Source organism: Nesterenkonia rhizosphaerae, assembly GCF_039544555.1.
GTDB classification, from domain to species: domain Bacteria; phylum Actinomycetota; class Actinomycetes; order Actinomycetales; family Micrococcaceae; genus Nesterenkonia; species Nesterenkonia rhizosphaerae.
This window is the reverse complement of the sequence record NZ_BAABLW010000001.1, coordinates 1-24,577: the sequence shown is the minus strand read 5'-3', so window position 1 is coordinate 24,577 and position 24,577 is coordinate 1. Positions and strand designations below refer to the sequence as shown.

15 protein-coding genes and 1 pseudogene are annotated in these 24,577 nt (G+C 56.5%); 9 read left to right on the top strand and 7 right to left on the bottom strand.

Annotated elements, in window-relative coordinates; all coding sequences use genetic code 11:
• Positions 1 to 26: 26 nt before the first annotated feature.
• On the bottom strand, positions 27 to 506 hold the full coding sequence (locus ABEA23_RS00075) for a pyridoxamine 5'-phosphate oxidase family protein (RefSeq protein WP_345476112.1): 480 nt from the start codon (positions 504 to 506) through the stop codon (positions 27 to 29).
• A 139-nt stretch (positions 507 to 645) separates the two neighbouring features.
• Between ABEA23_RS00075 and ABEA23_RS00070 the strand changes: the two genes are divergently transcribed.
• The 3 genes from ABEA23_RS00070 to ABEA23_RS00060 are packed head-to-tail and all read left to right on the top strand — an operon-like array spanning position 646 to position 4,244.
• A complete protein-coding gene (locus tag ABEA23_RS00070) occupies positions 646 to 2,007 on the top strand; it encodes a UDP-glucose dehydrogenase family protein (protein WP_425577070.1) in 1,362 nt (453 codons plus the stop codon).
• Positions 2,008 to 2,041: 34 nt separating this feature from the next.
• Complete coding sequence (locus ABEA23_RS00065; RefSeq protein ID WP_345476111.1) at positions 2,042 to 2,761, top strand: inositol monophosphatase family protein; 720 nt, start codon at positions 2,042 to 2,044, stop codon at positions 2,759 to 2,761.
• A complete protein-coding gene (locus ABEA23_RS00060) occupies positions 2,673 to 4,244 on the top strand; it encodes an N-acetylneuraminate synthase family protein (RefSeq protein WP_345476110.1) in 1,572 nt (523 codons plus the stop codon). The genes ABEA23_RS00065 and ABEA23_RS00060 overlap by 89 nt, the downstream gene beginning before the upstream one ends.
• A 24-nt stretch (positions 4,245 to 4,268) precedes the next feature.
• Here the strand turns inward: ABEA23_RS00060 and ABEA23_RS00055 are convergent, their stop codons facing one another.
• Both ABEA23_RS00055 and ABEA23_RS00050 read right to left on the bottom strand, forming a co-directional pair.
• Positions 4,269 to 4,688 (bottom strand): hypothetical protein, encoded by a 420-nt coding sequence (locus ABEA23_RS00055; protein WP_345476109.1) that lies wholly within the window; start codon positions 4,686 to 4,688, stop codon positions 4,269 to 4,271.
• A 681-nt stretch (positions 4,689 to 5,369) separates the two neighbouring features.
• Positions 5,370 to 6,254 carry a hypothetical protein gene (locus tag ABEA23_RS00050; RefSeq protein ID WP_345476108.1) on the bottom strand — a complete coding sequence of 295 codons (885 nt, stop codon included), beginning with the start codon at positions 6,252 to 6,254 and terminating at the stop codon, positions 5,370 to 5,372.
• A 262-nt stretch (positions 6,255 to 6,516) separates the two neighbouring features.
• Here ABEA23_RS00050 and ABEA23_RS00045 point away from each other — a divergent pair, with 262 nt between their 5' ends.
• From ABEA23_RS00045 to ABEA23_RS00030, 4 genes are all read left to right on the top strand, one after another.
• Positions 6,517 to 10,635, top strand: coding sequence for a glycosyltransferase (locus tag ABEA23_RS00045; protein WP_345476107.1), 4,119 nt, complete (start codon positions 6,517 to 6,519; stop codon positions 10,633 to 10,635).
• Between the two features lie 76 nt (positions 10,636 to 10,711).
• Positions 10,712 to 11,218, top strand: a complete 507-nt coding sequence (locus ABEA23_RS00040) for a hypothetical protein (RefSeq protein ID WP_345476106.1) — start codon at positions 10,712 to 10,714, stop codon at positions 11,216 to 11,218.
• 264 nt (positions 11,219 to 11,482) lie between these two features.
• Entirely contained in the window at positions 11,483 to 13,387 is a 1,905-nt protein-coding gene (locus ABEA23_RS00035) for a hypothetical protein (protein ID WP_345476105.1), read from the top strand.
• Positions 13,384 to 14,400, top strand: coding sequence for a hypothetical protein (locus ABEA23_RS00030; protein ID WP_345476104.1), 1,017 nt, complete (start codon positions 13,384 to 13,386; stop codon positions 14,398 to 14,400). The genes ABEA23_RS00035 and ABEA23_RS00030 overlap by 4 nt, the downstream gene beginning before the upstream one ends.
• 235 nt (positions 14,401 to 14,635) lie before the next feature.
• Here ABEA23_RS00030 and ABEA23_RS00025 read toward each other — a convergent pair whose 3' ends face one another.
• Complete coding sequence (locus tag ABEA23_RS00025) at positions 14,636 to 16,579, bottom strand: hypothetical protein (protein ID WP_345476103.1); 1,944 nt, start codon at positions 16,577 to 16,579, stop codon at positions 14,636 to 14,638.
• Between the two features lie 67 nt (positions 16,580 to 16,646).
• On the bottom strand, positions 16,647 to 17,921 hold the full coding sequence (locus tag ABEA23_RS00020) for a nucleotide sugar dehydrogenase (RefSeq protein ID WP_345476102.1): 1,275 nt from the start codon (positions 17,919 to 17,921) through the stop codon (positions 16,647 to 16,649).
• 920 nt (positions 17,922 to 18,841) lie between these two features.
• On the opposite strand from ABEA23_RS00020, the gene ABEA23_RS14200 reads away from it, so the two are divergent.
• Entirely contained in the window at positions 18,842 to 19,060 is a 219-nt protein-coding gene (locus ABEA23_RS14200) for an ATP-grasp fold amidoligase family protein (protein WP_425577069.1), read from the top strand.
• Positions 19,061 to 20,050: 990 nt separating this feature from the next.
• Here ABEA23_RS14200 and ABEA23_RS00015 read toward each other — a convergent pair.
• A complete protein-coding gene (locus ABEA23_RS00015; protein ID WP_345476101.1) occupies positions 20,051 to 21,547 on the bottom strand; it encodes an O-methyltransferase in 1,497 nt (498 codons plus the stop codon).
• 18 nt (positions 21,548 to 21,565) lie between these two features.
• The gene (locus tag ABEA23_RS00010; RefSeq protein ID WP_345476100.1) at positions 21,566 to 24,001 is read right to left on the bottom strand and encodes a glycosyltransferase; all 2,436 of its coding nucleotides are present in this window, start codon (positions 23,999 to 24,001) and stop codon (positions 21,566 to 21,568) included.
• A 190-nt stretch (positions 24,002 to 24,191) separates the two neighbouring features.
• Here ABEA23_RS00010 and ABEA23_RS00005 point away from each other — a divergent pair.
• Positions 24,192 to 24,577, top strand: a pseudogene (locus ABEA23_RS00005) (glutamine--fructose-6-phosphate transaminase (isomerizing)); the annotation flags it as partial.

The window sequence follows — 24,577 nt, the reverse complement described above, 5'->3', positions numbered from 1 at the left end:
ACCTCCACGTGTGGTTCAGTGGATGGTCACAGGTTCACCCTGCCGTGGTCTCCCATGTCTGGAGTATCTTCGCTGCTGAGTGAGGACTTCACCAGCTTCACCAGCGCGCTGGCCTTGCCAGGTCCCTCCCAGTACTGGGCGGTATCCGGGGTGACGCACAGAAGAGCGGCGTCGGGGTCGTCCGCGCCGTCGCTGAAGTATGCTTCGGCTCCGAGGTCATCCAGCTCAGCCTTCTTCTGAGGGTCAGTGACGAGAGCGGCGGTACCGGCTACAGAAACCCAAGTCTTATCCGCGACGAAGCCGAGATTGACGTGGCCGTCGCCCAGGACGTCGTCGATCTTTTCGGAATCCACCGGCGTAAAGAACCAGAACCGGTGATCCTCATCAATATGAGATACCGCCATAGGCCGGGATACCAGACGACCCGTGGAGTCCACGGTGGTGAACATGCAGGTCCCTATGTCCTTGAGTGTGGCGATCAAGTCCTCAGGGGTGTGCTGAGCCATAGTCTCCTCCTGTGATGTGGTCGGAAGGCGAGTGTAGGCAGCTGCTCCTGATTGGTGGCTTTGCGGTGCCCGGTAATTGCCCGAGATCAAGGCGCCGGGGCCCGATGCCGGGCAACTTGTTACCTGACAGGCATCTATGATGAGGTGCGTGACTTTGAATATCAGTGTTATTGGTACCGGTTATCTGGGAGCGACCCATGCTGCATGCATGGCCGAGCTCGGCTTCAGCGTCGTCGGCGTTGATGTCGACCCGGAGAAGATCGATTCCCTCTCCCGCGGTGAGCTGCCCTTCCACGAACCCGGCCTGCCGGAACTGATCCGCAAACATGTGGATTCTGGTCGCCTGCGCTTCACCACCGATATGTCCGAAGTCGGAGCCTGGGGTGATGTGCATTTCATCGCGGTAGGCACCCCGCAGGTCAAAGGCGGCACCGGCGCTGATCTGACCTACGTGGATGCCGCCACCACCTCCCTGGTGCGCTCCATCACTAAGTCCGGTGCCCTGATTGTGGGTAAGTCCACTGTCCCGGTGGGTACTGCTGCCCGGCTCTATGACCTGGTGCAGGAGCAGAAGAACCCCGGTGTGGAGCTGTCTTTGGCATGGAACCCAGAGTTCCTGCGTGAGGGCTTCGCGGTAGAAGACACCCTGCGTCCTGACCGTCTGGTGGTAGGCACCCGAGCTGCAGCTGATGAGGCGAAGCTGCGTGAGGTCTACGCCGAAGCCCTGGGCCGGCAGACCCCGTGGGTGTCCACTGATTTTGAGACCGCTGAGCTAGTGAAGGTCGCTGCTAACGCCTTCCTGGCCACCAAGATCAGCTTCATCAATGCTTTTGCTGAGGTCACTGAGACTGTTGGCGGTGATATCACCACCTTGGCTGATGCGATCGGTTTCGATGACCGGATTGGCCGTAAATTCCTCAACGCTGGTGTGGGTTTCGGTGGCGGCTGCCTGCCTAAGGACATCCGTGCCCTGCAGACCCGTGTGGCGGAGCTGGGTCTGGATCATTCCATGAAGTTCTTGGATGAGATTGATCAGATCAATCTGCGGCGGCGTAAGAAGGCTGTGGCTCGGGCCTTTGAACTGCTGGACCAGGATGTGGTGGGTAAGAAGATCGCGGTGCTGGGGATTACCTTTAAGCCGCTTTCTGATGATGTCCGTGATGCTCCTGGCCTGGATGTGGCTGCCCGGTTGTTCAACGCTGGTGCTGATGTTTATGTCTATGACCCTGAGGGCAATAAGAACGCAGCAAAGCGCTACCCGCGTCTGGGGTATGTGGATTCCCTGGCTGAGGCGGTCAAGGACGCTGAGCTGGTGGTGCTGACCACTGAGTGGAATGAGTTCAAGGCGCTGACCCCGGGTGATCTGGAGGATCTGGTAGCTGCTAAGCGGTTCGTTGATGCCCGTAATGTGCTTGCTGCTGCTGAATGGGAAGCCGCAGGGTGGACCTTCGCTCAACTTGGACGCAAATTCAGAGAGAGCGACGTTCGCTCCACGCACTGATGGCCTCCGGACGCCAGAAGATAGACTGCGCAGGATGACTGATATTCGGAGTGGCACCCGCAGCGTTCTTGAGGGAGCCTCTGATCTGATCACCGAGCTGCTTCCCAAGCTGGATTCTCTAAGGTCAGATGTGACCTTGAAGAACGACGGAACTCCGGTGACCCAAGCGGATCTCCTTCTGCAGCAGGCGTTGCAGCGCTATCTGTCGTCCCATATGGAAGACCTCACCTTCGTCGGGGAGGAAGGACAGTGGGACCCGGACGCCGAACCCCAGGGATGGACAGCCGTGGTGGATCCCATCGACGGCACAGAGAACTTTGCGTCGAACCTGCCGGAATGGGGAGTCGCGGTTTCGATCTTCCGGGGCCCCAGGCATGCCGGAAGCATGATCGTACTGCCGGACCTGGGCAAACGTCTGATCACTGGCGACACCGTTACTTACGCATCATCACGCATCACTGCGTTCTCATCTGCAATCAGCGATGAGTTGGTGGAGCAGCTTGCCAGAACACCGCAAGCTCGCGTGATGGGTGCCGCGGTCTACAATCTCTACGGGGTCTGCACAGGACGTCTGGCCACCTTCATCAACCCCGTGGGCGCCTACTCGTGGGACCTGCTCGCTGGGGTGCAGCTCGCCTTGGAACACAACTGTGAGGTCTATATCGATGACGAACCCTACCGCGGAGGCTATCTCTACCCTGGCCGCAAGTACCGCCTCGAGATACACCACCGACACGATCGTCATCCTCGGTAAAGGACCCTCCGCGGACCTGGTGCATACCCGGGTCTTCAACAACGCAGTACTCATCGGCATCAATGATGCCGAGCGCATCCACCCCACGGACATCACCATCTTCTACGAAGATTGGGTGGGGGAGTCGGTTGCAGAAGACGGGTTCCGCTCAGCGACCTACGTGACTTCCACCGACTTCGCCGCGCCGGGCCGGGACATAGTGAAACTGCCCTTCCGCGCTCTGTCCAACGACGCTGAAGATCAGATGCTCCTGCGTTTCCAGGATCGATCCGAAGTAGCGATCGAAGAAGCGATGTTCCTCACTGCCTTAGAAATTGCGCGTGCAATCGCTGACCATCGCGGACGCCAGCAGACTGTCTATATGGTCGGTTTCGACTTCACGCCGGACGCCGGGTTGGCCCGAGCCGCTGCCTCGCAATACCGGCCGCAACTCTCCAACCGCCGCCGGGCAGGCATGGAACTGCAGGAGTTCATCCTGCGCAATGCGCTTTATACGCTGAAGGACTCCAACCTAGATGTGCACCACGTAGGCACCCGGGAGTTCTCCGACCTAACCCCAGAACTGCTTAACGAGCGCTTTCAGGTTACGGTCAAAGAAGCCGCCGAGCTGCCAACGACGGAGCCTGAGACTGAGATCCCGGCAGTCGAGATCACCGCGGAGATCACCACCAACCACTTCGGGGACTTGGATCGTTTAGAGAAGCTGGTGCGTGCCGCCCACGCTGCGGGAGCGGATTGGGTGAAGGTCCAAAAGCGCGATGTGGAAACTTTCTACACGCCGGAACAGCTGGCCAAGCCGTATAAGTCCCCCTTCGGGACTACCTTTGGCGATTACCGCCGCCAGCTGGAGCTGGACAAAGCCGGATTCACTTTCCTTGATGAGCTGACCAAAGACCTAGGCATCAAATGGTTTGCCTCCGTACTGGACAAGCCGTCCTTCCAGTGGATGACAGGCGAGCTGGATATACCGCTGGTTAAGCTTCCCTCCACCATTTCCAGGAAGAAGGACTACCTGGAGTACGTGGCCAACAATTACACCGGCTCACTGGTGATCTCCACCGGAATGACGGACAAGGCTTACGAGGATTGGCTGATTGAGACCTTCACCAAACAGGACACTCTGTACCTGTTGCACTGCAATTCGGCGTACCCCACACCGGATGAACACACCAACATAGGTGTAGTGCGTCATTACGCCGAACTAGCACAACAGCAGGCGTCCAAGCCGGGTCCACGTATTGTGCCAGGCTACTCAAGCCATGACTTTGGCTGGATGGCTTCAGCGCTAGCTGTAGCTGCGGGTGCCGGCATGGTGGAGAAGCACGTGAAGCTGGGTAACACCGAGTGGGCGCATTTTGATGCGGTTGCTGTGGATCTCACCACCGACGCGTTCAAGGAGTATGTTGATGCGGTCCGGAAGGCGCAGCTTCATGTGGGCTCCACCGAGAAGAAGATCACCGCCAGCGAGCACCACAAGTACTAATCTCAAGTGGTTCGAGGATGTGGGCTAGGGACGCTGCGACAGCATCTGGTCTAGGATCGCCACACCTACCCGTCGTTCTCGTCCGTAGGCCGGATAGATAAACTCCGAAAGATCTGCCCCAGGATCGACGTCGAGGACTACTGCCTCGTCTGCGGAGTCAAGACTCGGAGTGATGATATCCACCGCCGTAGCGGAGAGTCCGGGGAACGCCCACATGGCATTTACAGACAGATCAAGCAGACCTGGGGCAACAACCTCGAGTACATCGATGCTCAACCCGCCCCCGCCGTGGAGGTCCGCTAGTGGCTGTAAAACTTGTAAAGAACCCTCGTGCGGTACGTAGTCCGGGGACACGGTGAGACCCGAGATAAACTCCTCGTCCAGAGTTGGTAGTTGTTCCTTGAGGTATCCGCACTGTTCGCGTCTCCGCAGTTCCTGCTCCAAGAGACCCTGAGTACTCGTTTGCCCATCGCCAGTGACGTAGAGCGGAACTCTGACTACTGCAGCTGCAGCCTTTTCCCCTACAACATAAATGCGCAGCAGAAGCCCTCGTGTATGGGGCTCGACGTCGATTTGCCTGTCAACGAGGCGTAGGTTGTCCAAAGCGCGGAGAGCTTTCGCCCACGCGAATTCGAACTGGGCGGGATCCTGGACGATACTAGTACCGGCCTGTTGAGCCCTTCGTGCTGTAGGCCTGATGACTGTAGGCCCATTAATCGCAGCACTATGCCGGTGGGCGGCTTGGTCCTGACTGTGCTGAAAAACCTTGCTCGACTGTACCGGTACTCCGGAGGCCATAAGGTACTGGCGCAACCGTTGTCTCGAGTGAGTTGCTTGGCGTGCCTGGTGGCTTACTAGCGTCGTGTATTTCCCGTCGATTCCGCCGATCGTTTTTCCCGAGCGTGTAAGGACATAGGCGGGCAAAGCGTTCGGGGGGGTGAGTTTTGTGGCGGTGACTTTTCTCCGCTTGCGCGCGTCCACAATTAGTATGCCTCGCGAACCGAGCGGCTTCTCCCAAGTATTGAGCTCACTTCGGCGCGGCTCTACCGCATCGCGGATAAAATCTTCCACGGCCGATGTGTGGCGCTGCTCAGCTGGCGAGGAAGTGGCGTGGCGGGTCATGCCCTACAGAATAACTGCCGGACTCGCGAGCAGGTCGTGGGCCCGAACCACGGCATCGCGGAAATGCCCCCTGCTGGGAGGTTCATGACCCTGGGGTCCGTCGTAAAGCTCGAAGATGAAGTTGTCCCGATTTGGGCTGTTCGTGATGGCCTCACGAAATGGTGCGAAGTGATTCTTCACATGGTGGGGGTCATTGCGGTTTTGCAGGAGGAGGGCTCTATTGGCCCTAGGCTGCGCGTATTGCTTGAGTACCGATGTTCGTGGTCCAAGCGCCTGGGACCATCGTTTGCGCGAGCCTTTGTCAGGAATCAGCTGGGGTACTATCCGCTTGAGATAACTGGCTTGTGCCGGCCAGTGGTATTTCGCGATATCCGTCTGAGGGTTGAACGCCACGGCCATGCTCCCTGGCACGTATGAGGACACCTGGAGGCTCGCAAAGGCTCCGCCAGAGGAGCCTGCGAGAATCAGGTGTGAAGCTCCGGTCGCTTCAGCTGCTTGAGCGAGAACGCTGGCTAGCACCGGGAACAGGTCAAGACTCTCCGAACCCAGGTACCAGCCGAGCTTCAGCTGGGGGTCGATGGACAACGTCGGATCTGAGAAGTAGATGGCGCTGTACTCCGTGTTCTGCAGAGTACGTAGCCACTCGAAGCGAGGTAGGTGATGGTGACCAGGCACCATCATTCCGTGAAAGACCGCAATGATTGTGTCACTCTTCTTGTTTACCAAGAGAGTCTCAAGCAAAACGTCCTGCTCTATGGTTACCAGATAACGAACGCCCCCAACGCCGGTATGAGGGCGGAACGAACTTAGACTTGGGACAGTTGCAACAGGAACGTTTACTGCTCCGTTTTCGATCTGTTCTGAGACAAGCGGGGAGGGAAACTTCATACGGTGTGCTTTCTTCGAGGAGAAGGTGGTCAGACCACGAGGAGACTCTATCGCTCTGCAGGGTTCCCGCCCCTGATCCTGCAAGCAAAGGAGAGTGCCAGACTTCAGGGCGACTCCTTCTCATGGGGAGTGCAGATATTGCGTCAGTCAACACTCCAGGGTCAGAGGACAACGAGGAAGCCTAAGATTCGGAGTCGCCAGACGGCAGCCTGGTAATCTGGTCGCTGGTTTGCTGGCCCATAACTCCTCTGATCGCAGGTCAATGAAATTCAAAGTCGTCAATTTCCAGGCTGGCCGCATTAGCGGCTGGTTCTATGACTCCGAGGCGGTGCACTCCGGTGCTCCCGTGCTCGATCTGCGGATCGATGGCGAAACCGTCGACACCCTGACTTGCAATATCTTCCGTGGTGAGCTCCCAGAAAGTGACTTTCTCACGCGCAACGTGGGATTTCTTGGAGCACTGCCTGCCAGCTGGTGGACCGGCAGTTCCTACCGGGTGCAGTTGGTGCACCGCGCCTCAGACCAGCTACTGCATGAGGAGGTGCTGGAGGCTCCTGATGCAACGGTAGATGAAGCAGGCGGGTTGAATGGTCAGTTTCTCATCAGCTCCCGCGCTCAGGTGGCTGGCTGGGCCGCTGTGGGGGATGATTCCACGCGTGTTCGCATCGTGGTCGATGGGCAACTAGTTGAAGACGCGCGCGCGGGCGCACTCTCCTTACCGTGGAGGCGTGACAGGTTCAACCTGCAGGGTCCCGTCGGTCGATTCTTCGGGACTCAGCTTCCGGGGGAGTTCTTTGACGACGAAATGCACGACGTCAGGGTCTTCGCCAGAGACTCCAGGAACTTATGGATCTCGATAGCTCAACAGCGGCTGCTGTTGCCGTCCAGCGAGCGGGAATCAGCTGAACGCGAGCGGACCAGGATTCGTGACAACCACCCTGAACCTTCCGACGCCTGGTTACGGCAGCCCACAATCAACGACAACATCAAAGTCGAGCAGCTGAGCGTAACGGGCACCTACGCCTGCGTAAGTCTCAGCGGTGATGTGACCAACCGCAGGGCCGTCCTGCGCATAGGTGAGAGTGAAGCGCTACTGCAAGCCATCACACCTACCGATAATGATGAGCTTCCTCGCAAGTCACTCCATTATTTCGCGGGAGCGATTTCGGTTCAGGAAGCCTTGAGCGGAAGTTTCGAGCTCCATCGTTCTGGAACTGACCTCAACTCAAGTTACGACCTCCACATGGGTGACGTCACCGGCAGGCAGCCTCAGGGAATGTCAGAGTGCATCTCCATCGACGTCGACGGAGAGCTCCTTACCTCGGAGGTGCGGCTCGATGGCGGCACCCTGACAGGATGGGCGGTCCATACCGCTGCGGTCGATGCTCCCCTGGATCTGGTGCTTGAAGAAGTCACCGGCCAAGAGACTAGCGAACTAGCGCGGACGCAGAACACCATGCGGAACAAACAGGCGCGTCTTGAGACAGGGCTTAGGCAAATCGGATTCGCGCTCGTTCTCCCGGCGCGAGTACTTGAACCCGGACCGTTCCATTTGCGACTGAAAGCGCTACACGCCGGTGGGGAAGAGATCCTCTGGGAGTCTTGGCGTTTCAAGTTAGCCGACGAACAACTGCTAGAGCTCGCCCTGGAGGCATCTACTGGGCGACGTGCACTTGCCCTCCTGAGCAGTGCGCGACGAGCAGGTCGAGAAGAGTTCGTCCGGATGTTCTTGGCGCGCTTCGCGGAGGCAAAATCTGACATCACCTTGACTGATGTAGAAGACGCGATTATCGAGTACCGCGATCCGCGTCCTGAGACCCTTGAGCCTTCCTCCGGCGCAGTCTGGTACTGGGTGAAGGAGCTTCGCTCGAATCCCGGTCGGATCCAGTGGTTTACACAGAACGCCATCCGGAACCGGAACGGCGGTGTGCGGGACGTCTTGGCATATGCAGCTTCGAAAGGACGCTACGACTTCGGACAGCTCCACGGTTTGCTCGAGTCCTGCCGCTCCCCACAGTTCCGAGACGAAGCGGTACAGGCGCTTGCAGACCACTGGAAGACCGCAGTGCTGTCGCTGGCTCGCTTCCTCTACGCCGCGCCGCGAGACGAAACCGATCACCTGGATTCGCTGACCTTGTATTCCCTGGTTGAGTCGTGGCACGGTATCCAGGACGTCGTGGGTCCGGATCGTTCCTTCTATGGTGATCTCCTGCGATGGCGGGGCGAACTTTCGGAATCGGCGAGGGTCCTGAATGCGAGCGACCCGGATGACGACCATGACTACTCGCAGCAGCTTCTCAGCCTCAACGCGCTGAACCCGAGTCACTCAGACGTTGCGCCGCGGGCGTGGCTCGATCGCTTCAACGAAATCCTCGAGGCCGGCGGAGCGGCACCTGTCGAGCTGGCTGATGCGAAGCTTAGCTTCTATGCTTTGCGCTCGGGATGCGCTCCCAGAGCACCTCTCGCGGACTCTGATCCTTTGGTCAGCGTGATCATGCCCATCTACGAGCCCACCGCCGCGCTCGACGTCGCCGTGGAGTCGCTGTTGCGGCAAACCTGGCGGAATCTGGAAATCATCATGGTGGACGATTGCTCTCCGGTCATAGATGCTGAGGGCAGCCCCACCCAGTACCGGAAGAGATTGCAACGCCTGGCTGCTCGGGATGACCGCATTCGCCTTGTGTTGAACGAGCGGAACCGAGGTGCCTACTCGGCGCGGAATGACGGTTTGGATTTGGCACGCGGTGAGCTGATTACCATCGCAGACAAAGACGACTGGCATCATCCTCGACAGCTCGAACTCCAGGTCAGGGATCTCCTAGCAGATCCGGACAAGATCGCCAATATGACGAACTGGGTGCGTGTTGACGAGAGCCTAAACTTTCGGCTTCGCTCCGCCACGGGACGGGTGATTTATCCGTCGATGCCCTCACTGATGTTCCGGCGGAATCCAGTCTTCAAAGATCTGGGTTACTGGGACACTGTCAGGAAGTCAGGTGACTCTGAGTTCAAGAGCCGTATAGAGAACTTCTACGGTGTCACCATTGAACCGATCGTAAAAGCACCCCTGGCGCTGGCATTGATGGAGGGCGGTAACCTCACCCAAGATGATATGGGCGTTGGGTACCTTGCACCGGACCGTAGGGCATACCTTCGTGCATACAAGCGGTGGCACCGATCAATTCGGGAAGAGCGCGAATCGGCCTTTATGCCGAAGGAGTCGCAGAGACGAGCCTTTGTAGCCCCTCACATGTACCTTCCGGGGAGCGGGTCCGGGGGTGGCATTAAATACGATGTCGTCTTCGCCTCAGAATTTGGATTCCTTGCAGGCAATTCCACGTCGCTTTTCACAGAGATTTCGGTCTGCTTGAACGCAGGTCTCAGAGTAGGAGTTCTGCCCTTCCAGAACGGCCTGATTCCCTCCGCAGCTAAGCGTCAATTCAATCAAAAGGTGGATGATCTGGTCTTCTCTGGCCAAGTTGACAGACTGTCCCATGAAACTGATGCGGAAACGGACCTACTGGTCATCCGCTGGCCCACGGCAGTCCAAGTTGTTCCGGACCGGCGAGCCGGCCTTAGGGCCAAGCGCGCTGTCGTGGTCGCTAATCACCCGCCTTTTGAACCTGGCGGACGTCGTAGCTATGACATTGGTGTTGTCACCCGGAACGTAGAACATCTTTTCGGACTTCGTCCCAGCTGGGCACCGCAGAGTGAGCAGGTCGGAGCTCTTCTCCAGCCCCTTATGCCAGACAGTGACCTGGAAGATTTCTCTTGGAAAGGGATCATCCGTATTAAGGATGCCGCGCAGCGCAACCGGTTCCGAGAGGGTCCTCCCGTTATAGGGCGCCACGGACGCGACGACGTGGTTAAGTGGCCCTCTGACCGGGACGTGTTTAGCGCGGTTTATCCGGTTGACGGAACTGCGAACGTTTGCATCCTGGGTGGTGCAAAGATCCCTGTACAAAAAGGCTTCCTTCCCCGGGGCGCCCAGGGGTGGGAGGTATACGCATTCAACGAAATCGAAGTCGACGAGTACCTGCGAGAAAAATTAGACTTCTTCGTCTACTTCCATTCCGAAGGCTGGCTCGAAGCGTTTGGTATGGCGATCCTGGAAGCTATGAGCTACGGGGTCGTCTGCGTGCTACCGACGCACTTTGAACAGGTATTCAAAGATGCTGCGGTTTATGCCAAGCCGAGTGATGTTCAGGACGTCGTCCAGCATATGTGGCACCCGGAGCGTTACCGTGAGCAGCAGCGGAACGCCCTGCGGTTCATTCAGAACGAATGTACTCCAGATGCATATATCCGCCGCCTCCGGCGACTCGGCGTCTATGCGCAACCTGCAGTCAGCACCGAAGCAACAAGCACTATAGGAAGGTAATGAGGAACTTATGGCTGGACCGTTAAAGCTGAAGCCCGCCCAGTGGGGGTTTGCCGCAGCTCTTGCAGTCGCCTTAGTGAGCCTGGCGATGTCTGCCGCCTTCCTGGTGACAGACCGCGTCGTCGAGGCAGCTGTTGTTCTCCTGGCCGGAACACAGCTATTGGTGCTTGGAGCGGTCTGGTTTGCCTACCGTGCCAGCACCCGCGTCACGACACTCAAACGGCAGACGGGCGGGCTGAAGCGTGAATTAGAGGGGCTCCGGAAAGAAGTCAGTGACCTGCGCAGAAAAGAAGAGGGGTGGCATGAGCTGACCCGGAAGCGTCTGCGGCAGAAGCACAACAGCCTAGAACGGATGCTCCAGAAGAACCGGGAGCTGCATGAGGTGACACGTAAACGGATCCGAGAGAAGCAGAGCGCGATGTACAAGTACATTGCAGGACGAACAGAGAAGCTCGAACGGCTGCACCAACAATCACTCCAGCAAGCGGCTCCTACTTACCAAAATCCAGCCGTTAAGAAGACTAAGCAGGACCAGCCTGCGTTACGTAACGCCCTCTTTGCTCTCCTGGAGAAGAACAACTAGATGAATACGCGATATGACACGGACGTCATTCACATCACTGACTTTCGGCTTCCTGGCGGGACCACCCATAGCGTGGCCGAAGAAATCCGGGCTCAGGCAGATGCGGGATTTCGAACACACCTTGTACATGCTCCTAGTAACTTGGTGGGAAAGGTGGCTGGATGGAGCGAAAACATCCGGTCAGTCAGCAGGCACCCGCACGTGAAGGTGGCCAGTGATCACAGCCGTCTGCGGGCCCAGGTCATCATTATCCGACATCCGAGCGTGATTGAGCAGACCCCCGCACTTTTCTCCAACATCACCGCGGACAAAGTGGTCCTCGTAGCTAATAACGCTGCAGTGGACGGGTCGGGAAACTACCACTATGACGTGGCCCGAGTCGATAAGAAGCTTCAAGCGCTCTTCGGCGTACGTCCAATGTGGGCCCCGATTGGTCCGGTCGTCGCCGATACCATCCGCCAACAAGGCATAGACGTGAATCTGGTGGATGAATATTGGCTGAATCTGCTTGCTATGCCAGAGGCTGCATTGGAGCGCGAGGGCTTCGTAAGTGACCGGCCAGTTATCGGAAGGCACTCACGTCCGCAACCGGCTAAATGGCCCGCACAGGCGGAGGAAATTCTAGCTGTCTATCCGGATGACGAATCGGTCCAGGTGGAAATCCTCGGGGGCAGCAGCGCAGCCGCCAAAGTCCTAGGGTCCACTCCGGCCTCGTGGAACGTGATTCCTTTCGGGGGAGAGAACCCTCGTGATTTCCTTCAGCGGATCGATTTCTGGGTCTATTTTCATCATCACGATCTCCGCGAAGCGTTCGGAAGAGCGGCGATGGAGGCTCTTGCCGCCGGCGCAGTTGTGATCCTCCCGGAGTACTTGCGTGAGACCTACGGTGATGCGGCCCTTTATGCATCCCCTGAAACAGCCATGGACGTGGTACGCGCTTACTACGACGATCGTGCGGCTTTTTTGGAACAGTCCCGTAAAGGACAGGCATTCGTTCGCAAGTTCGACCCTTCGCTCCATGGTAAGCGACTGCGCGACCTAGGCATCGTGCCCACCGCGGAGGAGAGTGGTCGTGCCATTCGTGTGCCGAAAATTGAAATGAACCGTAAGCGCCGGATCCTCTTCGTGACCAGCAATGGTGCCGGAATGGGGCACCTTACTCGCCTGCTCTCCGTAGCAACGCGACTGCCGGATGACGCGGAACCGGTTTTCGCTTCGCTATCCAGTGCGGTCGACATCGTGGGCCGCTATGGAATGCCGTACGAGTACATCGGTTCTAGGGATGGCTTAGGTATGGAGTCCAGGACCTGGCGACGCTACTCGAGAGAGCGATTCAGAATCCTTCTGGACGAGGTGGCCCCTGATACGTTGGTCTTTGACGGGACGTGGCCCTATCCCAGTTTCCGCGAGGCATTTGGAGAGCGTGCTCAGCACGCAGTCTGGATGCGCCGACCCATGTGGAAAGAAGACACCACAACGCGCCCTCTTAGCTGGGCTTCCGAGTTTGACGCAGTCATCGAACCAGGAGAGCTGGCAGAGTCCTACGATGCCGGACCTACGACTGACCTCAGGGACGCGGTGAAGATCGCTCCAATTACATTACTCTCCGAGAATGACCTCCTATCGCGCAGCGAAGCCAGACGCCGTCTGGGCTATAACGAGGACGACAAGGTTGTCCTTATCACCCTCGGTGCAGGGAATATCAACGACATCGGTTCTCTACAGGAGACGGTCCTGGGCTGGTTCGCCAACTATGCCCCGGGGTGGCGCGTGGTGATGACAAAACCCCCGATCGCCCACGGTGACTCTCTCCACGGAGTCGAGACCCTTCAGGTATATCCGCTGGCGGAATATACCAGGGCGTTTGATTTCGCCGTCTCTGCAGCGGGCTATAACGCTTTCCACGAATGGACCCGAGGAGCACTGCCGACCGTTTGGATTCCTAATGACGCGACTCGCACCGATGACCAGGTAGCCAGGGCGCGTTGGGCCGCAGATCAGGGCCTTGGGTTGCATGTACCGGATGATCAACCGCAACTCCTCGAAATGGCTCTGGCAAAAATGACCGACTCTGCAAATCTGATTGATATGCATGAACGCCTCGCTGGCATCAGTAAGACTAACGGCGGTGCGCAGGCTGCGGCCCTACTGATGGGAGAGACACTGTGATTGACATACAAGAATCGTGGAGCCACAGTCTGGAGGACGTTGTCAGCGAATATACGCGGCGTCATTTTGTGCGGCGCAAGCCATTGGGCTTCACCCCGAAGAAGGTCCGCAATCCCGAGGCTTACCTGCAGGTCCCCGCAGTGTTGGTTGTAGCCAGCGCTTCCACGAGACATTTGCATAGAGCTCTCTTCGAATCGATCGAGTTGCTGGAGAAGGCGTCGGGGGCCTTTAAAGTCGCGGTTTTCGCCGAGGCGGGTTCGGAGAAGATCACGAAGGCATTCGATTGGGCTGTTGAACACGTCTTCTCCGAACACGCTTGGTGGGGCATGTCAGATCGTAATTGGTTGAAAATGGCTTCGGAGCGGCTAGAGTGGGCCCAACAGATGTATGGGGCATCGTATGTGGTGGCTGCACGTTCGGTGCCTGAGGCTACAGCCGAAATTGCCCGGCTGGGCGTCTACTTCAATGTGGACAAAATAGTAGTAGCCTCAGCCCAGGCCCATTTGGAGGCGAGCGCCCCGCAGGTCGAACAAGGGCACTCATGGATCCGCGGGTGGTGGCATACTCTGCCTCAGGGACCTTCGGAGCATAGGTTCGCTGGGGGAGCTTTTGATGGCTTCCGTCTGAGCATCAACGCCCGAGGAAGCGCGATGACGCTGGTGTCTAGCGGAAGCGCGCATTCCTCCCTTGTGTTGGAGGCCGAACACCGAGGGTGGAATTCAGTTGTACTTCATCCCAGCGAGGGCTCGAAGGAGACATTCGAGCTTGCCCTACGACGTGCGGTCACGAGCGCCTTCAGCCAGACTTCCCAGGTGTTCCACGCAGTTACAGCGGCTCTTCCCCTCAAGAGTGCTAACTTAGGCGCCGGAACAATCGTTCATTCTGAGCGGACTGGATGGACGCTGGCTGACCGACAAGGATTCTCGTTCGTTCGCTCCGGAGTAACGGATGTGGCCCGGGCTATGGAGCACTTGGGGGAAGCTATTGCACTCAGCCAGGCGATGTACGACTAGACTGACGGGCGCTTAGTGTGGCTCATCTCTCTCCCTCGTGAGAGGTTCTGATCTGCGTTCCACACATCCGTGAAACTGCTTGGTAGGACGCGAGACGATCCGGTCGTACCGGACATTTTCTCTAACCACGGTGAAGCGAAGTAGGCATAGCAGCGCCTAATCCTGGAATGTTCGCTCTTCGGACGAGGCTCCTGGCCGTGGACGGTATTTGTGCCTGTTGATTAAGACCAATCAGTCAGGTCAAGAGAACGGAGACCCGTGGGTCGTCCTTCAGCGCTTTGAAAACCGCGTATGGGGTCCGGTCGCCGAGATGGGACTCTGCTTCGTCCAGGAGCTTGCTAAGACTATCTAGATCTGCGGTCTTCGTGTATAGCCGCGCGAGAGTGGAAACGGCATTACGGTGATAGAACGCAACGAGTGATTTTCGAAGCTCCGTTTCAGCGTCTTCATATTCATTATTAAGCAGATGCTCTCGACCCCTTTCTCCGTGCCAGATGTAACTCCCCTCCGTAGGCAGCTGCACATATGGGACTGTGTTTTCTTCAATTATGGGCACGATGAAGTCCTTGAGCACGCCGTACACCTGAAGAGTGTGTAGGACCGCGTGGCCGCTGTAGGGAATCTCCACGTAATTGCCGTGCGGGTAAGCAGGACGAATGACTCCATCGATGAAGGTCACGTCCTCCTCTCGTTTCGGGTCGAAAATGATGACGGGAGTGTGTTGTGAAACCGGAACCTCGGTGACCGGACGGTGCGTAAAGATGAGGTTCTGGTGCTTGCTTCGGCTGATAATGGAATGCGCTGAATTCTTGGGAGCGGATGCGACTATGGAAGCGTTGACGCTCCCGCCGTAATACGTTGCGGCGTAGCCTCCGAGAGAGCCTCCGTAGGTCACCACTCTGTCGTATCCTCGCGTATAGGGCAGTACGGCGGCCCGGAACGCCTCCAGGGATAACTCCTGATACTGGCTTTGCTTTCTCTGCGCGACGTAAAGGTAATCATATCCCTGCTTGTCGGCAAAAACAGAGCCAAAGCCTGTGCTAGCTAGTCCCGAACTAACGGTCCCGAAGCAGATGAGGAGAAGCCTTGAGGGATGTTCAGCCCTTCGGAGTGTGATCCTATAACCCGGCTGACTGGCCAGGGTTAGAGAACCACCAGGAGGGATTCGTTCTTTTGGGTTGACATGGTCGTAACGCTTGTAGGTGCCAGCGCTGGCTACCGTTTCGGGCGCACCAGTCAGCCAAGTTTCGGGGAACGGAACCCACCACGGTTTCTTCCCCTTCTTCGCCAGCTGTCGCTCAGCATTCATTTCGAGCGCTCTGAGTTCTTCGTGGCGACCTTGTTGAAAAAGTAGGTGAGCAAGAGGACGAACCGCGTCCTTGGTGAATCGCAGATTTAGAGAACGCCAGAGGTGTCTTTCCCCTTCGGCTACCTGACCCTTGTGTTTGCTCAGGTCCTGTCCATATTGTGCATGCCAGATGTAGTTTCCTTCTGTCCTGAGCCGCACGGGTGAGATTTCATCCTTCTCGAGAATGTTCTTGATAAAGCGAGAGAGTTCACCAGAGAGCCGGAGGGAGGCGAGGACATTGTGGCTTGCGTAGGGCACCTGCACGAGTCGCGCATGAGGATACGCCGGCAGGATGAGTTCGTCTATGAACGACTGATCATCGGGCAGTTTGGGGTCATAGATGATGATCGGAGGTCGCGCCGAGACGGGGTTGTCTACGATCTCCTTATGCGAAAAGGGTAGATGTCGGAAGTTGTTGCGGCGAATCAGGGGATGCGCGGAGTTATGGGGAGACACCGCGACAATTTGCGCATTGATGACCCCGCCGAAGTACACCGCCGCATAACCACCCAATGAGGCGCCGTATGTAAAAACGCGCTTGTAATGCGAGCTATAAGGCTTAACTATCTCTTCGAAGTCAGCTAGAGAAAGATCCTGATATTGAGACTTCTTCCTTTGAGCTACAAAGATGTGGTCGTACCCCATGCGTGCTGCGAAGTCCGTGCCGAATCCGCTAGACGAAATATCCGAGGTAATGCTATCGAAGGTGATTAGTAATGTGTCGCTCGCTTTTTCAGCGCGGTGGAAAGTGAGCCGATGTCCTGGCCAGTCCCGGAGGGTCATAAAGGAACCTCGTTCAGGAAATCGGGGAGCAGGTTCTAAGGCAGTCATCAGGAGCTAAGTCTACGGGGTCCCCGCCTTGCAAACTGGGAACCCCGTAGGCCCTGATACTCGTTCTTTAGAGCGTATGTGCTCCAGCTAATCCTGCTGCGGCGCCGCGGGTGTCAAAGAAGAGCTTCGATTTAGAAATCAGCTGCTCCACATCGTAGGCGGCATGGTCCTGTAGGAGGACTACAACATCTGCCTCCCCGAGAGCCTCATCGAGGTCAGGAACGCAGCGAAGGTTACCGGACTCCAGGCGCCACTCCTCAACAAGCGGGTCGTGGAACAAGACCTTGGCCTTTTTATCGCGCAGTACGTTAGCGACCGGTACGGCAGGGGACTCACGCTGGTCGGCAATGTTTGGTTTATAAGTCACGCCCAGTAGTAGAACCTTGGATCCGTTGAGCGCTTTGCCTTCGTCGTTGAGCAGGTCGGCAATACGACCGCCGACGTACTGCGGCATAGAATTATTGACTTCCTGGGCCAGTTCGACGAACCGGAACTGGTAGCCAAGAGTTTTCTTTACCTGGAAGCTCAGGTAGTTCGGGTCGATTGGGATGCAGTGGCCGCCCACACCGGGGCCGGGGGTGAATTTCTGAAAGCCGAAGGGCTTGGTCGCTGCGCCACGTATGACTTCCCAGATGTCGATACCAAGATCGTGGCAGAACCGCGCCATCTCGTTGACCAAAGCGATGTTCACGTGACGGTAGGTGTTCTCTAGCAACTTGGCTGTCTCAGCCTCTTTGGCGCCAGAGAGAGGGACCACGGTGTCAACGAAAGATTCGTAAAACGAGACAGCTTTCTCCGTAGCTACAGCCGTAAGTCCGCCCACGAGCTTGGGAGTGTTCTTAATTCCGTAGTGCAGCGAGCCGGGGTCGACTCGTTCGGGTGAGAACGCGAGGAAGAAGTCCCGCCCATGGAGATTGCCTCCACCCTCGAGGATGGGAAGTACTACGTCTTCTGTCGTGCCCGGATAAGTCGTTGACTCCAGGATGACGGTGGCCCCGGGTTTCAGATAATCGGCGATGGTGCGCGTGGCAGCTTCGACTGCGCGAAGATCCGGCCCGCCTCCCTCATCCAGTGGCGTGGGAACGCAGATAACCACGAAATCAGCTTTCGAGATGCACTCCGGCGAGCTGGAAGCTTCATAACCGTTTGAGAGCATCTTGTGAAGATCATCGTCACTGAGATCGTCTACGTGGGAAACACCAGAGTTCAGAGCTTCCACTCGATCTGGCGAGATCTCGAAGCCGTAGACCTTCGCCCCTGTATCGCTGATTGCCTCGGCGAGGGGGAGGCCTACGTAGCCTTGCCCAATGACTGTAACGACCTGCTGGTCAGTCTCTGCCACGTGTCCACCTTGTATCTCGTAACTGGTTGTCTAACTGCCACCTGGATTCTATACGTCAAGTCAGGAGTACTGTCCTAAGAGCTAGTGTTCAGCTCGAACATTCTCGCCGCCCAGCCTGGTGCGTCACGCTCAACCACGAGATTAAGGAACTTCAGCGATAGCACGAGGAATGACTACAGGGCAGAAATAGAAGCCAAAATGGGTTCTAACTCGGAACTCGCCGCGAAGGTTGCGGACTATGGTCATGCTCTCACAGAGAGAATTACACCACTATCTAAAGGTTCGAAGCTGGCTAGCTCGCAAGCTTCATTATCACAGTTGACGGGGCTGGTGTCCGTCGCCGCGCCTCGACCGATCAAATACCCTGCAGTCGTACGCGATCTTGATATCCCAGTAGGCGAGGCAATTTCGTTCTACGGCGAGCTTATGTTACGCGGAATAGCAGCCTGCGAAAGCAGGGGTAAATACACTCCGCTGGTCCTTAATGATAAACGAAGAGCTTATGAATTCGTGGATAGTCTTGGGGTGAGGCGTCCCTTGAGTTGGGCCCCCTTACCTCTCTCGAGAATTCTTCTGCAGGAAAATGTCGTTATCAAGCCGACCAACGGAGCTGGTTCGAAGGGGTGTTATCTGGCGCTAGGTTCTGAATGCTGGAGGTACATTAAGAACGGGGGTATCTTTGAAGGGGAGGCGTCGCTGAGGGGGCACATGAAGTCCCTAATGAACTCCAATTTAAACAAGTGACCCCTAAGTAATTCTCGGTTCTGCGAAAAAATTACTTCAGAGCATCCGCAACAGCTTGAGTCGGCGCGGGACCTGAACTTCTACGCCTTTTTTGGCGAGATAGCGCTCGGTACGGAAATTGTTCGCTACCCTGGGACGAGAGTCGGCTATTTCCTTCCTGGAAGCAATGAGAAAATTTGGCCCTTGAGTCTGACGAGGACTACTTGGACGGCCCGGGCGGAGGTGCGGGCGAGCTAGAACTGGTTAGAGCCATCTCTAGCGAGCTCCCACTGCTTTTCATGCGTATCGATATGTTGCGCTCCCATGAGGGGCTAGACTTTGGTGAGTTCGTTCCTCGGCCCGGTCCAGTTTCGTTTTTCAGCGCACACTGGGACCGAGTGATGGGTGAGATGTGAAGGCTGCTGAAGCCCGGCTGACAGGTGATCTGTTGTCGGGCTCAGAATTTTCTGTGTTCAAAGCGCTCTCTAGTAAAATCTTAGTGCGCGAAAGGATCTTGGCTCCAACTGACTGCTTCAGAAAGACACTCGAGAAATATGTTTTTTTGGGGGGGATTGTGACGCTCTGGGCCATGGTATTCTTTGAATCTAATTCGTTCGCGGTTGGGGGATGTGTCTATTACCTCCTTAAACGGCGTGTAATGGTCTTTATAGTGAGAAACGTCGTTCTTGTTCTGGACGTATAGGACCCTAGTTTGCTGCGGCTTAGTATATCGTCGAACTGCCGAAGCCCGGTCGCCTAACGGGACCGACCAGTCGCCTGCAGGCAGTTTATCGAATCCATCAGGTGCCAAGTGAGGCATAACATGGTCGACAAATCTTTTTTGCTGAGTCGTGCTGCCGTTAACGGTGTATCGAGAAATGGCGGTTTGCGGGCTGAAAGGTAGTGCAACACTGTAGGGAACATACGGCGCGAGTTGTAGACTAGCGAAACCACCGCCGGACGAACCGAGTATGACTATATGTTTGACTCGAAGAGCATCGACGGTTTTATTTACCCACTCGGCCAGTAACGGGTAGAGATCCATGTCGGCCCATCCAACGTACCAGGCCAAGAGCAGTTCTTCGTTTAATAACAAAGTCGGATCTGAGAAGTAGAGGCTGTTGTAGGGTGTGGAATTGAGGGTTCTTAGCCATTCGAAGCGCGGGAGTTTGTATTTCCCCGGGACCATCGCTCCATGCAAGGCGACAACGAGAGTGTCACTGCCTTTGTTGAGAAGAAGCGCGTCCAAGTCGATATTTTTTGCCTCGTCCAGAGGCGCTTGATAACGGACAGCACCTAAGCCTGGGTGGGGCGAAAACCTACTGGGTTCGGTTAGTCGCCGGGTTGGGGCGTTTGCGGCGCCTTGCGCCAGGTCTTCAGGATGGATTGGGGTGTGGTGCGGAAAACTAACCATTGTGCACCTCTCTAGCGAGCACCCCAAGACGGCTCACTCCGTAGTCAATTCTCTCTAAGTCGGGGAGATCTTTCGCCCAGGCATCAAGGACCTCACGTTCGTCCTCCCGCTCTGCGTCATCAAGAACGATAAGGCACCGGGGTGACAGTTTAGAGATTAGGTGGGGTACTGCCGGAAGCCGTGCATCCTTCCCAGAAGACGCGGGGGGACCGTCTACTACAAGCAAGTCGATGTCTTTGAGGTCTTCGAGAGCCGTTGTTTGGTACCAGCGGTACACCTGTTTGTTGACTTGAATTTCTTCTAAGGGGGCGGTCCGGACCTCGGCGGTTGAGTGGAGTCCGTGCCGGTGCACGCTGCTGCGAGTGATTTCCGCGAAATGTTCATCATGATCGATAGACACAACCTTCCCTCCGTAGGACTCGCATAGGTAACCCAGCCATACGGTCGAGGTGCCTCCACCGAGTTCAACGATGTTCTTTGGTTGCCGGTTTCGGACGAGGTCGCTGAGGTGTAGCAACGCTCTCGCGTCCATAGCCCAACGCCCCGAAGGGGGGAGAATCGCGCGCGGTTGGATCTGGGGCAGAAGTTGCATGAGGGATTCGACCTGGCGGGTTTCTTCGCGTACTGCTACTTGGACGCGGCTCATCAGGCGATCGCGACTGCGGGCGAGAGCTGATTCAAAGTTGGCGATGAGTGTGTGGTTCTCGTCTTCCTGGACGGCGTCTTGTTTTAGGAAGCACTGGAGTTTTTTCTCGAGCTCGTGACTTTTTTCGCCGAGGTTCGTCACCTGGGCCGCGATGTCATGTACGGACGCACCATGAACGCGGAGGGTGTCGGCTAGAGCATGCAGATGTCCCTGGAGGCCTTCCCACCGGTCGTGCTGTGCCAAACGTTCGCCCTCGTAGGCTCCGAGGAGTCGGCGTTCACTCTTCTCAACACGAGCTTCCATCGATTCCAGCGCAGGGGCCACCGGTGATACGTCAGCGCGGACTCGGTTCATAAGGCGCTTCTGAGACTGCGTCAGTTGTTCTTTGAAATCGACGAACTGATGATCTAGCTCTCTGATAGCGCCCGAAATCTCTGGGAGGTCGTTGCGAAGACGAGTCAACGCCTTGCGAGAGTATTCGGCACTGTCCTTGGAATGCTCATGTGTGCTTTTCAAGACTGGAAGTAACTGTGAGCTAAGGCGTTGAACGCTGTCCCTCAGTTCACTGGAAATGTCCTGTGACGAGTCCGCTGCGTGGTCTGATAGTTGACGAGCTAGCTGCTCTGTTCTTTGGGCGGCGCGCTTACTATCCAAACTACGCTTAGCCGCACGGTTGGTAACAACAGTCGTCATAACCGTTGTCCAGCCCACCAATGCAATTAAAAGCAAACCCGCAAGGGCCGCCCACTGCCATGCTTCGAGAAGGATCAGCGCCGACCCTACGAGCAGACCCAGCAAGAGAACCCCCGCGTTCAGTCGCTGTATTGGAGAGAGAGCTTTCATAACACCTGTTCTTTCTGATTAGCGCTGGTCCTGCGCGAGAATGCTCTGAATGAGGGAAGCGTAGCCCTTGAAGCTAAATCGCTCCTCGACTATCTCCATGGCCCGGTTCGCTTGCTTAACGAACTCGACAGGACGCTCGTGGTAGTAGCTCACAAGCTCCTCCACCTGATCGGGCGCAGCATATATCGCAGCGTTCCCGAAGGTCTCTTGGAAGTGAGCAGGGAGAATTGTGACGCACCCAGAAGCCAAAGCTTCGAGGACAGCGCGCCCGAAAGCGTCGTAGGCGGCTGAGTGCTGAAAGTAGACGAAATAGTCGAGGCTGTTGAGGAAGGCCCTTACTGGCATCTCATTGGTCTCGAATATGACCCATGACGAGGGCGCGCGCGAGGCCCCGGTTACTTTGAGCGCAGCTCGTGCGCCACCCATGACCCGGACGTCGAATTTGCCGTGGCTGGGGTACGCCGCCTCTAGGTCTGCCGGGTCCTCAGGCCATTTCATTGCATTATCGCGCGAATGACGGCCCAGAATAGGGCGGTCTCCGCGGAAATACGAGCGATCAGCGCGCCAGAGGTCCGTGTCGATAATGCCTGGGATGTCATACTCTGCGATTTCGTCCGGATCGAGTAGACCGTCCAGCGCAGACCGAACCGTAGGGCCCTGGGGTGCCCATGTTCCTCGGGTGCCGAATAATCGCTCTGCATTATCTGCACATTCCACAGGGATGTACCGAATATCAGAGCCATCGCGCTCGGAAGGTGCTTGGTTGGCCAGTATGATTAAACGTTCTACGCTTGCCGAAATAGGAGTATCTGGAGGGAACTGCAGAATTGGCGGGTAGCGCAGGACAAGAAGTTTGAGATTTGCTTTCTCATCAGGGAGAAGCTGCGTAACAGCGCCCTCGTTGATCAGCTTCTGTACAGGGGCACAGAGCTTCTTGGCACTGCTAGCCATGAAACGAGTGGCTTCCAAATGCATGACAGCAATCTGTAGGTCCTGCTGCCGAAGCGCTTCAATCTCATTCAACATGGAGATTTGAGGTCCGCCGAGCTGCCTCCAATCGCCTACAAAAACAACGTCATATTCGGGGTGACGGTTGTCCGTGCGAGTTCGCTCTACCTTGAACCGCTCGGGAATGAAAACTGGTGGATCTTCGCCAGGGCGAATCGCAAGTTCCTCTTCAACGGCGGACTCGTGCCACTCAACATAAGAGGACCAGAACGCCCGGCGTGCGGGATGTTGCCAACCAGCTCGGAAATCTCCTCGCGAAAGGGAGCTGGCGAGGATTCGCATAAAGATCAACGGTTCTTTGAGCAGCTTAACCTCTTTGCCGGTGAACCTGCTGATACGGTGGCGGAACTCGTTGTCTGCAGCTTTTCGAGCGTCCAGATAGCCACCGAGCTTCTCGGCGATCTCTTGTTTCACCATTAAGGTAGGAGCGCTCTGGATGAAAGGGTTATATCCCGGTCGCATCCTTACCAGGTCTTCGTTCATAGTGATGGCAAAAGCCTGTACAGCAGGTAGCGCGGGGTCTGCTTCGAGCGTGCGGACTTGTCGCTCGATGCGATGGGGATGTGACCAGTCATCCGCGTCCTGGCCCGTGATGTATTTGCCCTGTGCCTCTGAAATCCCTACATTTCGCGCCCGGTAGGTGCCCCCATTATTTAGGAGTCGTATAACTCGGACACGGGGATCGAGAGAAGCGAGCGCGTCAAGGGTGTCGTTATATTCTGAAGGGGAGCCATCGTCAACTACAAGCAGTTCGATGTTCCTCCAACTTTGTTCAATAATCGATCGTGCTGAGACCAGAACACCATTCGGGTCAGGATGATAAGTCGTCATAATGACTGTTACTAATGGGCCGTCTTCGATCGCGGAGAGTTCGGTTGCGGTTTCTAGCCGGTCGAATGGCTTTTGGTCGATGTCATCGTTGAGCCGGATTTCTGCCAGGCACTTGTTGCGGAGTGGGGCGTTAAAAGCTTCGAGCCATGCAGTGTGAAGAGACGGATCCTGTCGGAGGAACGGATTTTTCAGGTCTGTTTTAAGATAACCGTAGTAGAGAGCCTGAAGGTCAGGGTTCTGTTCAATAAGTCGTTCCGCGTCCTCGTACTGGCTTTCCTGGGTAAGAAGCTCCACGTGGAGTTTGTGGAAGCGCCGGTAGTCGACGGTTTTGGGAAGAGCAGCGTTCATCACTTTGAACGCTCTAAGTGCAAACTCGAGATCTGTGTCATGGCTTTGCTGCAGTGCACACACTCGGGCCAGTTTTGCTGTCCATTCGGGGTCCAAACCCTGAGTCGAACCGGCTAGAACGTTCTTAACGAGCTCATCGCATTCTAATCGGCCGTCGCTTGCGGCGTGAGCCAATATGGCACGCATCGCCGTTGATTCTGTCCGCAGCGCAGTGGCCTCGAGGGCTACCCCTCGAGTTGCAGCCTTGTCAACGTAGTCGCTCAGCATGGCCTTGCGAGTAATAGCGCGTGTCTCTGTGGTAGTGGGCCCTCCAAGCATGAGTGGAATTCTAGCCTGCTCTCAGGTTTTCATAAGGAAGAGGTCCCTGCGAAGTTGTGCATGGGTTTCGCTCCAAGGGACTATATGGGACTTAAGCAACTTAAGTGACAGCTACGCCTCCGACGGTACCCTGGTGTGCATGTGTGGAATTGTTGGCTATATCGGCCTGCCTGAGAAGACCAGTGAGCATGCTGCCTTAGATGTGCTGCTGGAAGGTTTGCGGCGTCTGGAATACCGCGGGTATGACTCCGCTGGTGTGGCCACCGTTGCTGATGGTGTGATCGAGGGCCGGAAGAAGTCCGGGAAGCTTGTGAATCTGGTGGCAGAGATTGATGCTGCTCCGATGCGTCCAGCTTCTATCGGTATTGGTCATACCCGGTGGGCGACTCATGGTGGGCCCACTGATCAGAACGCGCACCCACATTTCGGTGATGAGGGCCAGCTGGCGGTGATCCATAACGGGATCATTGAGAACTTCGCTGAGCTGAAGGAAAAGCTGCTGGCTGCCGGGGAGGTCTTTGAGTC